Genomic DNA, 14,200 nt, shown 5'->3' on the forward strand with positions numbered 1-14,200 from the left:
AGGAGATCGCGGGTTGCTACTTCACCCGCACCTCACACCGCATACGCCGCTCATGGCCCACGATCCGCTCCGGGCCCGTCAGGGTCAGTGGCACCCGGCCGTGGGTTGTCGCGCTGGAGGGGCCGAAGCGGAGTTCCAGGGCGCCCGGGTCCACGACGCGGTGGCCCTCGGGGCCCGTGTACGACGCCAGGTCGGCATGGAACGTGGCCTCGACCTCCGCGGACTCGCCCGGTGACAGCGGCACGCGGGCGTAACCGATCAGGCGGGTCACCGGGCGTGCCACCTGGCCCACGGGATCGTGGAGGTAGAGCTGGACGACCTCCGTGCCGGGAACGGGCCCCGTGTTGGTGACCGTCAGCCGCAGCGTCACCTCGCCGTCCGTGGGCAGCTCGGCGGGGACGGGGGACACCTCCCACCCGAACGTCGTGTACGAGAGGCCGTGCCCGAAGGGGTACAGCGGCGTCGGATCGAGGTTGCTCGCCTCGCCGCGGTGGCCCAGCGGGGGAGCCAGGTACGTCCAGGGCTGGCCCGACGGCTCACGCGGCACGCTGACCGGCAGTCGCCCCGACGGATTGACCCGGCCCGAAAGGACCCCCGCGACCGCACCACCGCCCTCCTCGCCCGGGAAGAACGCCTGCACCACCCCCGCGAGACGGTCCGCCCAGCGCCCGAGCGCGTACGGCCGGCCGGAGAGCAGCACCAGGATCGTGGGTGTTCCCGCGGTGAGTAGCGTGTCCAGCAACTTGCCCTGGCCGTCCGGCAGTTCCAGGTCCGCCGCGTCGCAGCCCTCGCCCGACGTGCCCCGTCCGAAGAGGCCCGAGCGGTCGCCCACCACCGCCACGCAGACCTCCGCGTCGGCCGGGTCGTCGACGAACACCGCGTCCGGGAACTCCGCTCGCAGTGCCTGGAGCAGGGTCGCGACCGCGACGCCCATCGGCAACTCCGGGTGTTCCACGCCCACATGGCGCGGGAAGGTGTAGCAGCCGAGCATCGCCGCCGGGTCGTCGGCGAGCGGGCCCACCACGGCGACACGTGTGCGGGGGCGGAGAGGGAGGGCCCCGCCCGGGTTGGCGAGCAGGACCACCGACTCCTCGGCCAACTCACGTGCCAGCAGCCGCATATGGGGCGGGTCCAGGTCCAGCGGCCCCGCCGGGGGAGCCGGCGTCCAGTCCGGGTCGAGCAGACCCAGTTCGCACTTCTGGGTCAGTACGCGAAGTGCGGCACGGTCCACCGCGTCCCCGGGGGCGGCGGCCCCGGCGCCGAAGCACCGTACCGCCGGGAGTTCCACGTCCACGCCCGCGGCCAGGGCGAGCGCCGCCGCCCCCGCCCTGGAGTCCGTCACCCCGTGGGCCGACTCCAGGAAGGACACCCCGAAGTAGTCGGAGACGACGGTGCCGGTGAAACCCCACTCGTCGCGCAGGAGTTGTGTGAGCAGCGCCCGGTGGGCGTGGGCCGGGAGCCCGTCAAGGTCGTTGTACGCGGGCATGACGGACCTCGCGCCCCCGTCACGTATCGCCATCTCGAAGGGAGGGAGTATGACGTCCGCCAGTTCGCGCGGGCCGATGGACACCGGCGCGTGGTTACGGGCCCCGCGCGATGCCCCGTAGCCCGCGAAGTGCTTGAGCGTGGCCACGATCCCCGCCGATTGCAGGCCCTGGACGTACGCCGTGCCGATGGTCGCCACCAGATACGGGTCCTCGCCGATGGACTCCTCCGTGCGGCCCCAGCGGGGGTCGCGCACGACGTCGAGGACCGGGGCGAGCCCCTGGTGGATGCCGACCGCGCGCATCGACGTACCGATGGACTCGGCCATCCTGCCGACCAGTTCGGGGTCGAAGGACGCGCCCCAGGCGAGCGGAGTGGGGAAGACGGCCGCCTGCCAGGCCGTGAAGCCGGTGAGGCACTCCTCGTGCGCGACCGCGGGCAGGCTGAAGCGGTTCGCGGCGCGGACGCGCTCCTGGAGGGCGGCGAGCCGGGCTGCGCCCTCGGCGGGTTCCACCGGGGCCGTGCCGAAGGGCCGTGTCACTTGGCCGAGGCCGTGGGGGAGCAGCGCCTGAAGGTCGACGCGTTCGGCCACCTCGTGCTGGAGCGGCGCCACATCGGCGCTCTCCTCCTGGGCGTCCGAGCCGGGCCAGACGCTGTAGAGCTGGGCGAGCCGCTCCTGTGCCGTCATCCGGGCGAGCAGGTCCGCGGCCCGCTCGGAGGCGGGCAGCGTGGTGTCCTGCCAGGGGTGGACCATGGAACTCCTCAAGTCAGCGGCCGCCCGCGCCCATCAGACCGTCGACCAGCTGACGGCGGGCGAAGAGGTACACGGCGAAGATGGGCACGATGGAAAGGACCACGGCGGCGAGCAGCGCCGGCACGTCGACGCGGAACTCGCCGACGTAGTCGTAGAGCCCGAGGGTGAGCACCCGGGACTCGGGGGATTGGGTGAGGATCAGCGGGAAGAGGAAGCCGTTCCAGGCCTGGAGCGCGGTGTAGACGGCGGCCGTGGAGATGCCCCCGCGGGACATCGGGACGACCAGGCGCAGCAGGATGCGGGTGGGCCCGGCTCCGTCGAGGGCCATGGACTCGTACAGCTCCTCGTCGATGTCCCGCATGGAACCGGCGAGGATCAGCACGCTCACGGGCAGTGCGAACGCGGCCGTCGGCAGGATCACCGCGAGCAGCGAGTCGTACAGCTGCAACTTCGTGATCAGCAGGAACACCGGGATGATCACGGCCTGGGCGGGGATCGCGAGGCCGAGCAGGAACATCTGGAAGAGGCGCTGGGCGCCCCGGCCCCGCGCCCGCACCACCGCGTAGCCGACGCACACCCCGAGCACCAGGACGATGGCGACGCAGGCGACCGTGACCACGGCGGTGTTGAGGAGGTAGGTGAAGAAGCTGCTGTCCAGGACGCGGCGGTAGTTGTCGAGGGTCGGATCGGTGGGCACGGAGAGCGGGCCGCGGTCGAAGTAGGCGTCGCGCGACTGGAGGGTCGTGGCGAGCAGGACGTACAGCGGCAGCGCGATGATCACCAGCCAGATCAGCGAGGCAGCTCCGGCCGGGAGGTTGGGGCGGGCGCGCCGCCGAGTGCCGGTCTTGCGCGGCGGCCGTACGGGGGTACGTGTGCCCGGCCGCTCGATGGTGCTGGTCACAGGCCCTCCCGTGTGGAGCGCATCGCCGTGAAGCCGGTGAGGCGTACGAGGAGCAGGGAGATGCCCGTCGCGACCACGACGAGCGCGGTGGCGATGGCGCTCGCGTAGCCCATGTCGCGGGAGACGAAGCCGGTCTCGTACATCCAGTAGGGGACGATCGTGGTGTCCGTGCCGGGGCCGCCCTCGGTGAGGATCAGCACGGTGTCGAAGAACGTCAGCGCGCCGACCACCATCAGGACGGACGAGGTGATGACGGTGTTGCGCAGCTGCGGCAGCGTGATGTGGAAGAACTGCCGCACCGTGCCCGCTCCGTCGATCGACGCCGCGTCGTAGAGGGAGCGCGGGATCTGCCGGGCGCCGCCCTGGTAGAGCAGGGTGTGGAACGGGATGAACTGCCAGGCCGCCACGAAGAGCACCGCGCCGAACGCGCCGCGCGAGGAGCCGAGCACGTCGCCGTCCGCGAAGCCGATCCAGGGCCCGATGTCGGCGATCAGGCCGAAGTTGGGGTCGAGGAGCGTCTTCCAGAGCAGCGCGAGCGCCACGGAGGAGGCCAGCAGCGGCAGGAAGAAGATGGCGCTGAGCACCGCGCGGTTCTTCTGCCTGCCCGCCGCCCAGACGCCGAGCAGCAGTGCGATCGGCGTCTGGACGAGCCAGGTCAGCGCGGTGAGCAGCAGGCTCAGGACGATCGCCCCGCGCATCGTGGAGTCCTCCCACAGGCGGCGCCAGTTGCCGGTGCCGCTGAAGGAGGGCAGGCCGCCGAGTCCGTCCCACTCGGTGAAGGAGAGATAGCCGACGAGGAGGAGCGGGCCGAGCGCGAAGCAGAGGAAGAACAGGGCGCCGGGCGCGGCCCACAGCAGGCCGGGGCGGCCCACGCGGCTGCCGGTGGGGGCCGGGCTCACCGCACGCGCCGCATCGCGTCGGCGAAGCCCTTCGGGCTCAGGTCGCCGTTGAAGAGTTTCTGCAGGTTGTTGGTGAGCGGGGCGGTGAACTTGGCGGGGAGCGCCTGGTCCCAGGAGAGCGTGAAGGACGGGGCCTCGCTCACCATGTCGTACTGGTAGGTGGCGTACTCGGGGCTCTTGTGCGCGCTGAGCTGCTTCTTCGCGTCCGAGGTCGCCGGGACGTCCCCGTTGGCGACGAGATCCTTGGCGTAGGCGTCCTGGGAGGCGAACTTCAGGAACTCCACGGCGGCGTCGCGCCGTTCGCCCTTCTTCACCTGGGTGGCGTTGACGGACCAGTAGTTGGTGGGGTTGCCGACGACGTCCTTCGGGTCGCCCTTGCCGTCCGGCACCGCCGGGAAGGACGTCCAGCCGAGTCCCGACTTGGCGAACTCCTTCTGGTTGGCCTGCTGGTTGGCGTACTCCCAGCTGCCCATCAGGTGCATGGCGGCCTTGCCGCGCGCGAACAGGGTGGACGCGCCGTCGGCCGTGTAGTTGACGGACTTGTAGTTCTTGCCGAAGGCCCCGCGGTCGACCAGGTCCCGGATCATCTCGCCCGCCTTGATCATGGCGGGGTCGTTCCAGGCGGACGCGTCGCCGTCCATGATCTTCTGGAAGACCTCGGGCCCGCCGATCCGGTCGAGGAGGTACTCGAGCCACATCAGTTCGGTCCACGGGTCGGCGCCCGCGAGCGCGAAGGGCGTGACGTCCTTCTCCTTGAAGGTGTCGATCAGGTCGAGCATGTCGGCCCAGGACGACGGCGGTTGGGCGCCCGCCTCGCGGAAGACCTTCTTGTTGTAGAAGAGGATCACCGGCTGCATGCCGCGCATCGGGACGCCGTAGTACGTCCCGTCGATGCGGCCCGCGTCCAGGATCGAGGGGATGAACGCCTTCTTCAGCGCGGGGTCCTTCTTCATGTACGGGCCGAGGTCGACCAGCATGTCCTTCGCCGCGAAGTCGCTGATGGAGCCGCCGCCCCAGTTGAAGAAGATGTCGGGGGCGTTGGCGGTGCCCATGGAGGTGCGCATCTTGTCCTGGTAGCCCTCGCCGGGGATCTCGACGAGCTTCACCTTGATGTCCGAGGTCTTGTTGAAGCGGTCGACGACCTTGCGCTGTACGGCGGCCGACGGGTCGCCGTAGACCCAGGCCTCCAGCGCGGCGCCACCACCGCCCGCGCTGTCCTGGGGGCCGCCGCTGCCGCAGGCGGAGAGGCCGGTGGCGGCGAGCATCAGGGCCGCGGTGGCCAGGGCCGTACGTATGCGTCGGCCCGGACGGCCCGGTCGGCACAGTCGGCGCAGGGGAGGGTTAGGCATCGCAGCGCACCTTCCGGAAGGGTTCCGAAAATTATCGGTCGATGCGCACGGAAGTTACGGGCGGCGTCCGGGCATGTCAACGCTCCTGACAGGAAAGGGAGTTCGCGGTACCAGCGGGAGGAGGCGAGAGGAGGCGGGAGGAGGGAGGAAGGGGGCGGGGCTCAGACGCGGGCCGCGGTGCTCGCGCGCACCACCAGCTCCGTGGCCAGCTCGATGCGGGGCGACGCGGGCTCCTCGCCGAGCGCGAGCCGCAGCACCGTACGGGCCGCCAGTTTCCCCATGTCGGACAGCGGCTGGCGCACCGTCGTCAGGGGCGGCGCCGACCAGCTCACCTCCGGCAGATCGTCGAAGCCCACCACGCTGAGGTCCTCGGGAACCCGCAGGCCGCGCCGCCGCAGGGCCTCGATCGCGCCGAGCGCCATCTGGTCGCTCGCGGCGAAGAGCGCGGTCGGCGGCTCTGCGAGGCCGAGGAGTTCACCCGCCCCGGCGAACCCGGACGCGTGGTAGAAGTCGCCCGGCACGATCAGCGCGTCGTCGACCGGCACGCCCGCGCTCTCCAGGGCCGCACGGTAGCCGTCGAGCCTGGCCCGGGAGCACAGGAGCCTCGGCGGGCCCGCGATGAAGCCGATCCTGCGGTGGCCCAGGGAGAGCAGATGCTCCGTCGCGGCCATCCCGCCGGCCCAGTTGGTGGCGCCCACGGTCGGTGCGTCCAGGGCGGGCGATCCCGCAGGGTCGATCACGACGAGCGGTACGCCGAGCCGCCGCAGCTCGTCGTGGAGCATCGGCTCCAGGACGGAGGTCACCAGGATCACGCCGTCCGACGCGCGGGCCCGCAGGTTCTTCATCCACTGGCGGGCCGAGCCCGACGCCCCGTGGATCGCGGAGACGACCGTGCCCGCGCCTGCCGCGTGCGCCACTTCCTCCACGCCGCGGATGATCTCCACGGCCCAGGGGCTGTCGAGGTCGTTGAAGACCAGGTCGACCAGGGCGGCGCGGCTGCCGGGCGCGCTCGCCCGCCGTTCGTAGCCGTGCTCGCGCAACAGGTCCTCGATGCGCGCGCGGGTGTCCTCGGAGACATCGGACCGGCCGTTGACCACCCGTGACACCGTCGGCACCGAGACGCCCGCCTGCCTGGCTATCTCCGTGATGGTCACCTTGCTCCTGGACCGGCTCACTTCGCACCTCCGTAGAACTCCGTCGAAACCTTGCAGAAGTCTTCCGGAACACCGGAGTTGACGAGAAGCCTAGAGGAGAGGATAGGTCTCGCACCGCAAAGTTCCCCGGAGGCGCCGGCTGCCTCCGGGGAACGGGGTGCTACTGGTTATCTACTTGTCGACTACGGGACGATCTTGAGCAGCCTGTTCGGCGAACCGCTGCCCGGGCTCGTGACCTTGCCCGTGGTGGCTCCGTTCACCAGCGCGGACGCGACCTGGGCGGGCGTGGCCGAGGTGTGGCCCGCCAGGTAGACCGCCGCGGCACCCGCGACGTGCGGGGTGGCCATCGACGTACCGGAGATGGTGTTCGTGGCCGTGTCGCCGGTGTGCCAGCCCGCCTTGATGGAGACGCCCGGCGCGAAGATGTCCAGGACCGAGCCGTAGTTGGACCAGCTCGCCTTGGCGTCCGTGTTGCTGGTGGCGCCCACCGTGATGGCCGCGGGGACCCGTGCCGGGGACGACGAGGAGGCGTTGACGCCCTCGTTGCCCGCGGCGACCGCGTAGCTGACACCGTCGGCGATGGAGTTCTTCACCGCGTTGTCGAGGGTGGTGGACGCGCCGCCGCCGAGCGACATGTTGGCCACGGCGGGAGCGCCCGCCGTGTGGTTGCCCGTCACCCAGTCGATGCCCGCGATGACACCGGCGGTCGTGCCGGAGCCGTTGTTGTCGAGCACGCGGACGGCCACGATCTTGGCCTTCTTGGCGACGCCGTACGTCTTGCCCGCGATGGTGGTGGCCACGTGCGTGCCGTGGCCGTTGCCGTCCTGGGCGGTGTTGTCGCGGTCGACCGCGTCATAGCCGTTCACCGCGCGCCCGCTGATCTCGGAGTGCGTGATGCGCACGCCGGTGTCGATCACGTACGCCGTGACGCCCGAGCCCGCGGTGTCCGGGTAGGTGTAGCTGCCGGACAGCGGCAGGCTCGTCTGGTCGATGCGGTCCAGGCCCCAGGGGGCGTTGGTCTGGGTCGCGTCGGCCTTGACCGTGCGGTTCTGCTCCACCGAGGCGACGGCGGGGTCGGCGGCGAGGCGTCTCGCCTCCGCCGCGCTCAGTTCGACGGTGTACCCGTCGAGCGCGGACTTGAAGGTCTTCTTCACCGACCCGCCGTACTCGGATATCAGGCCCTTGCCCTGGGTCGAGGCGGCCTTGAAGCCCGAGTCCTTCTTCAGCGTGACGATGTAGCTGCCCTTGACGGCGTCGGCCGAGCCGGCCCCGATCACGGTGCCCTCGGCGGGAGCGGCCTGGGCCGGAAGGGCGGTGACCGCACCGAACAGGGTGGCGGCGGTGGCGGTCGAGATCGCCGCGGCGATCACAGTCTTCTTGCTGCGCAGCATTGCCATTACGAGGGAGTCCTCCTCATAGGCGGCGCTCGCCCTGGGGTCGGGCGGCGCAACTGTGGGGGCGTGTGCGTGATCGCACACACAGCCGGGAGCGGTGCGTTCCGCTCCCGGCGCGCTCAGCAGAATGTCGGCTCTACGGGCGTAGATCAAGAGAGTTGACGACTTGACATGTGTCTGTCACATGCATGAAACGGAATTTCGGCGGACCGTATGGGGGGTAGGTGTCGCGCCGGGGTGAATGTCCCTGGTCCGCACCTGGCCCTGACGCCCTTCCGACGCCCCTGGTGCCGAAAAACTATCAGCGCTAGTTTGGGGTGCGGACGACTATCTGAGGAGTGCGATGAAGGCCCACGACGGCATGTACATCGGCGGCGCCTGGCGGCCCGCCGTCGGCACGGACACGATCACGGTCCTGAACCCGGCCGACGAGCAGCCGATCGGTCAGGTCCCGGCAGGCACGGCACAGGACGTCGACGCGGCGGTGCGCGCCGCCCGCGAGGCCTTCCCCGGCTGGGCGGCGACCCCGCCCGCCGAGCGCGGCGCGCTCATCGGCGCGCTGCGCGACCAGCTGGTCGCCCGCAAGGACGAGATCGCCGAGACGGTGACGGCGGAGCTCGGCTCGCCGCTGCCGTTCTCGCAGATGGTGCACGCGGGCGTACCGATCCTGGTCGCCGGTTCGTATGCCGAGCTGGCGGCGACGTACGCCTTCGAGGAGAAGATCGGCAACTCCACGGTCTACATGGAGCCGGTCGGTGTGGTCGGCGCGATCACCCCCTGGAACTACCCCCTCCACCAGATCGTCAACAAGGTCGCCCCCGCGCTCGCCGCGGGCTGCACGGTGGTCCTGAAGCCCGCCGAGGACACCCCGCTCACGGCCCAGCTCTTCGCCGAGGCCGCGCACGAGGCGGGCATCCCCGCCGGTGTCTTCAACCTGGTCACCGGGCTCGGCCCGGTCGCCGGACAGGCGCTCGCCGAGCACGAGGACGTCGACCTGGTCTCCTTCACCGGCTCGACGGCGGTCGGCAAGCAGATCGGCGCCACCGCGGGCGCGGCCGTCAAGCGCGTCGCCCTGGAACTCGGCGGCAAGTCCGCCAACGTCATCCTGCCCAGCGCCGACCTGGCCAAGGCGGTCAACGTCGGCGTTGCGAACGTCATGTCCAACTCGGGCCAGACGTGCAGCGCGTGGACCCGCATGCTGGTGGACTCGGAGCGCTACGACGAGGCGGTCGCGCTCGCCTCGGCCGCCGCGGTCAAGTACGGCTCCCGCATCGGCCCCGTCGTCAACGCCAAGCAACAGGCGCGCGTGCGCGGTTACATCGACAAGGGCGTCGAGGAAGGCGCACGCGTGGTGGCCGGTGGCTCCGAAGCGCCGCGCGAGCAGGGCTACTTCGTCCAGCCGACGGTCTTCGCCGACGTCACCCCGGACATGACGATCGCCCAGGAGGAGATCTTCGGACCGGTCGTCTCGATCATCCGGTACGAGGACGAGGACGAGGCCCTGCGGATCGCCAACGGCACCGTGTACGGGCTCGCGGGCGCGGTCTGGGCGGCCGACGACGCGGAGGCGGTCGCCTTCGCCCGCCGCATGGACACGGGCCAGGTCGACATCAACGGCGGCAGCTTCAACCCCCTCGCCCCGTTCGGCGGTTACAAGCAGTCGGGGGTGGGGCGCGAGCTGGGCCCGCACGGGCTCGCCGAGTACCTCCAGACGAAGTCCCTCCAGTTCTGATCCCTTCCCGCCCGCCTTTCAAGGAGTACGTCACCGTGGTCCGCGCCGCCGTTCTGCCCGCCGTCGGTTCTCCGCTGGAGATCACCGAGATCGACCTGCCCGAGCCGGGTCCAGGCCAGGTGCGGGTGCGCCTCGCCGCCGCCGGGGTCTGCCACTCCGACCTGTCCCTGACCAACGGCACGATGCGGGTGCCCGTGCCCGCCGTGCTCGGTCACGAGGGCGCGGGAACGGTCGTTTCCGTGGGGGAGGGGGTCACGCATGTCGCCCCCGGCGACGGGGTCGTCCTCAACTGGGCGCCCTCTTGCGGCAGTTGTCACCCCTGCTCGCTCGGCGAGGTGTGGCTGTGCGTGAACGCGCTGGCCGGCGCCGCCGACGTGTACGCCAAGCGCGCCTCGGACGGCGCCGACCTGCACCCGGGCCTGAACGTCGCCGCGTTCGCCGAGGAGACGGTGGTGGCGGGCAACTGCGTGCTGCCCGCCCCGGACGGCGTCCCGCTGACGGACGCCGCCCTCCTCGGCTGCGCCGTGCTCACCGGCTACGGCGCCGTGCACCACTCCGCGAAGGTCCGCGAGGGCGAGACGGTGGCGGTCTTCGGGGTCGGCGGCGTGGGCCTCGCGACGCTCCAGGCGGCACGGATCGCCGGTGCCTCGCGGATCATCGCGGTCGACGTGTCCCCGGAGAAGGAGGAGCTGGCGCGCTCGGCCGGAGCGACGGAGTACGTCGTCGCCTCCGAGAAGACGCCCAAGGACATCCGCAAGCTGACCGGCGGCCAGGGCGTGGACGTGGCCGTGGAGTGCGTGGGCCGCGCGGTGACGATCCGTACGGCCTGGGAGTCCACGCGGCGCGGCGGGCGTACGACGGTGGTCGGCATCGGCGGCAAGGACCAGCAGGTCACCTTCAACGCCCTGGAGATCTTCCACTGGGGCAGGACCCTTGCCGGGTGCGTGTACGGGAACTCCGACCCGGCGGTGGATCTGCCGGTCCTTGCGGACCATATCCGCGCGGGGCGCTTCGATCTGAGCGGCCTGGTGACGGACCGGATCGCCCTGGACGGCATCCCGGCGGCCTTCGAGAACATGGTCGCGGGGAAGGGCGGCAGGGCGTTGGTGGTGTTCTAGGGGCGGTCCCTGCGGGGCTTTCCCCAATCCCGCCCCTTCCCGAAACTGCGGCTCCGCCCCAGACCCCGTACAAGATGTCCTCAAACGCCGGACGGGCTGGATGTCCAGCCCGTCCGGCGCGAACCGTTGACCACATACCCACCGGTCGGTACGGTCCCTGCAATCACACGCCCACCCCCCGTCCCGTCCCCGGACCCACCGGAGTGTGCACCACAATGGACCCCGCACCGTCCGCCCCCACGGCGGCCCCCCACGCCCCGTCCGCTCAGGCCGCGAACCCGTCCGATCCCCACCGCCGCAAGGTCGCCACCGCGGCCGCCCTCGCCTCGGCCGTCGAGTGGTACGACTACTTCGTCTTCGGCATCGCGGCCGCCCTCGTCCTGGGCGACCTGTACTTCCCCTCCGGCAGTTCCTCCGCCGGAGTCCTCGCCGCGTTCGCCACCTTCGCGGTCGGCTTCCTGGCCCGTCCCATCGGCGGCATCATCGCCGGGCACCTCGGCGACAAGCGTGGCCGCAAGCCCATGCTGGTCCTCGCTCTGACCTTGATGGGCCTCTCCACCACGGGAATCGGCCTGCTCCCCACGTACGAGACCGTCGGCATCGCCGCGCCGATCCTCCTCGTCACCCTCCGCGTGTTCCAGGGCATCGCGGTGGGCGCACAGTGGGGCGGCGCGATGCTGATGGCCACCGAGTACGCCCCCGAGGGAAAGCGCGGCCTCTACGGCAGCCTGGTCCAGCTCGGTGTGCCCATCGGCGTGGTGAGCGCCAACACGGTCTTCCTGATCGCCGGTGCCGTCACCAGCGAGAGCACCTTCGAGTCGTGGGGATGGCGGGTGCCCTTCATGGTCGGGCTCCTCGTCCTCGTGCTCGCCTGGTACATCCACACGCGCGTGGAGGAGACCCCGGAGTTCCGTGAGGCGGAGAAGGCCCTCGCGGAGAAGGAGAAGGCCCAGAAGGGCGCGGGCGGCGAAGGGGGCAACTCGCCCCTGCGGACGATCCTGCGCCACCACCTCGGCACCGTCTTCCTGGCGGGCGGCTCGTTCGCGGTGAACACGGCGACCTTCTACATCATCATCACCGGCGTCCTCGACTACACCACCCGCGAACTCGACATGGAGCGCAGCGCGGTCCTCACCGTCTCGCTCTGCGTGAGCCTCACCCAACTCGCCCTGATCCCGGCGTCCGCCGCGCTCTCCGACCGCATCGGGCGGCTGAGGATCTACGCTCTGGGCGCCGCGGGGCTCGCGGTCTGGGCGGTGCCGATGTTCCTGCTCATCGACACCGGTTCGCTGCTGTGGCTGGCCGTCGGCACCTTCGTCACCAGCTGTTTCCTCAGCATCATGTACGGGCCGCAGGCCGCGCTGTTCGCGGAGCTGTTCACCGCCGAGATGCGCTACACGGGAGCCTCGCTCGGCTACCAGATCGCGGCCGTGTTCGGCGGTGGGCTCGCGCCCTTCGTGATGGTGCTGCTCCTGGAGGCGACGGGCACCTCGATGGCCGTCTCCGCGTACATCATCGGCCTCGCGGTGATCGCCCTGATCTCAATCAAGGTGCTTGCGGGGCGGGCGAGTTCCCGCTGACGGAGGCGCTGCCCGGTCGCGGCGCCGTCTTCGACGACGGAGCCGCGGCCGGTTCGCCCAGGCGTGAGAAGGACTTGGCCGCGGCCAGGAACGCGAGGGTCGTCAGCACGAACGGCCAGGTGAACGCGTGCCCGCCGGACGGCGCGAGGAGCGCCGTCATGGCCGAACCCGCGAGGGTCGCCGTGGCGGCGCCGACAAGCGCGTACACGAGTGTCACGCCCCGGGAGGGCAGGAAGACGCCGCACAGCGCGAGCGCCACAAGGACCGCGTTGTATCCCATCGTGCCGTCGGCGATCCGCGCGGCCGGGGCGCCGAGCGCGACCGCCGTGCCGATGCCGGTCAGGCTGCCGAGGCAGGCCACGGCGCCCGCGCGACGGCTCGCGACGAAGAGACCCACGAGCAGGATCACGCCGACGTACCACTGCGGCATGAAGAAGATCTGGGCGAAGCCCGCGAAGAACCCGCGCGTCAGATCGACGAGTTGCAGCGCTGTCGGACCACGCGCCGCCTGCGTCAGCGCCGCCGGGTCGACCCGGTGGTGCCAGACCCGCTCGAATCCGGGCGCGGCCATCGTCGTCACGCTCGCGAGCAGGCAGTACGGGAGCGTGAGCGAGGGCAGTTCCCAGACGGCGAGGAGGTTGACGGCCGCCGCCGTCACCACCGTGACCACCACGCAGCCCGCGAGGGCGAGCACGGCCGTGGACAGGTGCCCGGCCCCGAGGAACACCGCGAAACACAGGGCGGTGAGGCAGGCGTTGAACCCTTCGAGCCCCGTGGAGACGCGGTCGTGCGCCGCCCCGAGGAGCCGCGCCGTCCCCGTGCCGACGGCCGCGCCCGCGAGCCCGTAGAGGCCGTAATGCCATCCCGCCGCGAAGAGCGCAACGCCGAAGACCGCGCCCGCCGCCGCGCTGGGCAGGAAGGTGACCTGCGCCTGGCCGCGCAGGACGTGGGCGGCGAAGGGCAGGGCCCGAAGTGGCAGGCTCTTGGCATCCGTTGAGTGCCGCACGGCTCACTCCCGTGTTACGTCCATGTTTCCCCCGACAAGGCAGGTGCACTTTACATCTACCTGGCGGGGTGCGGCGATACCGAGGAGCGTCTGCCGTGCCCGCGCACCCGTGGGCGTCACCTTGGCCGCCCGGCCCCCGGTTATACGGCGGGTGCCGCCACCTGCGCGTACTGCAGCGCCAGCCCGTCGAGCAGCGCCCGCAGGCCCGTCTCGAAGGCGCGCTCGTCGATCTCCTGCTGGCGGTCGGCAAGGAGGTGGGCCTGACCGAGGTGCGGATAGTCGGCCGGGTCGTAGGCGGTCGCGTCGTCCACGAAGCCGCCGGCGAAGGAGCCGAGCGCCGAGCCCATGATGAAGTACCGCATCAGCGCGCCGATCGACGTGGCCTGCGCGGCGGGCCAGCCCGCGTCCACCATCGCCCCGAACACCGCGTCCGCCAGGCGCAGTCCGGCCGGGCGGCGGCCGGGGCCGCTCGCGAGCACCGGAACGATGTTGGGGTGCAGGGTGAGCGCCGCACGGTAGGAGACGGCCCAGTCGTGCAGCGCCGTCCGCCAGTCGCGCCCGTCGGCGGCGTCGAACATCGACAGGTCGACCTGCGCGCTCACCGAGTCCGCGACCGCCTCCAGGATCTCGTCCTTCGTACGGAAGTGGTTGTAGAGCGAGGGCCCGCTGACCCCGAGCTCGGCGGCGAGGCGACGCGTCGAGACGGCGGCGAGGCCCTCGGCGTCCACGAGCGCGCGCGCCGTCTCGACGATGCGATCTCTGCTGAGGAGGGGCTTGCGCGGTCGGGCCATGCGGCACATAGTAGGGCTGCCGCAAGAAACTAGCAGT

General features: G+C 71.2%; 11 protein-coding genes. 3 read left to right on the forward strand and 8 right to left on the reverse strand.

Annotated features, from left to right (window positions below):
* Positions 1–16: 16 nt before the first annotated feature.
* The 6 genes from ACWFRU_RS25840 to ACWFRU_RS25865 form a co-directional block, all read right to left on the reverse strand.
* Positions 17–2,239: a beta-xylosidase/alpha-l-arabinosidase gene (locus tag ACWFRU_RS25840; RefSeq protein ID WP_453690557.1), complete on the reverse strand. Its 2,223-nt coding sequence runs from the start codon at positions 2,237–2,239 to the stop codon at positions 17–19.
* A 13-nt stretch (positions 2,240–2,252) separates the two neighbouring features.
* The gene (locus tag ACWFRU_RS25845) at positions 2,253–3,140 is read right to left on the reverse strand and encodes a carbohydrate ABC transporter permease (RefSeq protein WP_453690558.1); all 888 of its coding nucleotides are present in this window, start codon (positions 3,138–3,140) and stop codon (positions 2,253–2,255) included.
* Positions 3,137–4,039: a carbohydrate ABC transporter permease gene (locus ACWFRU_RS25850; protein ID WP_453690559.1), complete on the reverse strand. Its 903-nt coding sequence runs from the start codon at positions 4,037–4,039 to the stop codon at positions 3,137–3,139. The genes ACWFRU_RS25845 and ACWFRU_RS25850 overlap by 4 nt, the downstream gene beginning before the upstream one ends.
* Positions 4,036–5,304 (reverse strand): ABC transporter substrate-binding protein, encoded by a 1,269-nt coding sequence (locus ACWFRU_RS25855; RefSeq protein ID WP_453690730.1) that lies wholly within the window; start codon positions 5,302–5,304, stop codon positions 4,036–4,038. Before ACWFRU_RS25855 ends, ACWFRU_RS25850 begins: the two co-directional genes overlap by 4 nt.
* 245 nt (positions 5,305–5,549) lie before the next feature.
* Positions 5,550–6,542: a LacI family DNA-binding transcriptional regulator gene (locus tag ACWFRU_RS25860; protein ID WP_453690560.1), complete on the reverse strand. Its 993-nt coding sequence runs from the start codon at positions 6,540–6,542 to the stop codon at positions 5,550–5,552.
* A gap of 182 nt (positions 6,543–6,724) precedes the next feature.
* Positions 6,725–7,939 (reverse strand): S8 family peptidase, encoded by a 1,215-nt coding sequence (locus ACWFRU_RS25865; RefSeq protein ID WP_453690561.1) that lies wholly within the window; start codon positions 7,937–7,939, stop codon positions 6,725–6,727.
* A 340-nt stretch (positions 7,940–8,279) separates the two neighbouring features.
* Between ACWFRU_RS25865 and ACWFRU_RS25870 the strand changes: the two genes are divergently transcribed.
* From ACWFRU_RS25870 to ACWFRU_RS25880, 3 genes are all read left to right on the forward strand, one after another.
* Positions 8,280–9,668, forward strand: a complete 1,389-nt coding sequence (locus tag ACWFRU_RS25870) for an aldehyde dehydrogenase family protein (protein WP_453690562.1) — start codon at positions 8,280–8,282, stop codon at positions 9,666–9,668.
* A gap of 35 nt (positions 9,669–9,703) precedes the next feature.
* Positions 9,704–10,786: a Zn-dependent alcohol dehydrogenase gene (locus ACWFRU_RS25875; RefSeq protein ID WP_453690563.1), complete on the forward strand. Its 1,083-nt coding sequence runs from the start codon at positions 9,704–9,706 to the stop codon at positions 10,784–10,786.
* Between the two features lie 215 nt (positions 10,787–11,001).
* Complete coding sequence (locus tag ACWFRU_RS25880) at positions 11,002–12,366, forward strand: MFS transporter (protein ID WP_453690564.1); 1,365 nt, start codon at positions 11,002–11,004, stop codon at positions 12,364–12,366.
* Here the strand turns inward: ACWFRU_RS25880 and ACWFRU_RS25885 are convergent.
* Together ACWFRU_RS25885 and ACWFRU_RS25890 are read right to left on the reverse strand one after the other, a co-directional pair.
* Entirely contained in the window at positions 12,332–13,372 is a 1,041-nt protein-coding gene (locus ACWFRU_RS25885) for an urea transporter (protein ID WP_453690565.1), read from the reverse strand. The genes ACWFRU_RS25880 and ACWFRU_RS25885 overlap by 35 nt on opposite strands.
* Positions 13,373–13,512: 140 nt before the next feature.
* On the reverse strand, positions 13,513–14,163 hold the full coding sequence (locus ACWFRU_RS25890) for a TetR/AcrR family transcriptional regulator (RefSeq protein ID WP_453690566.1): 651 nt from the start codon (positions 14,161–14,163) through the stop codon (positions 13,513–13,515).
* Positions 14,164–14,200 lie beyond the last annotated feature (37 nt).

The organism is Streptomyces sp. NPDC055099 (genome assembly GCF_053607685.1).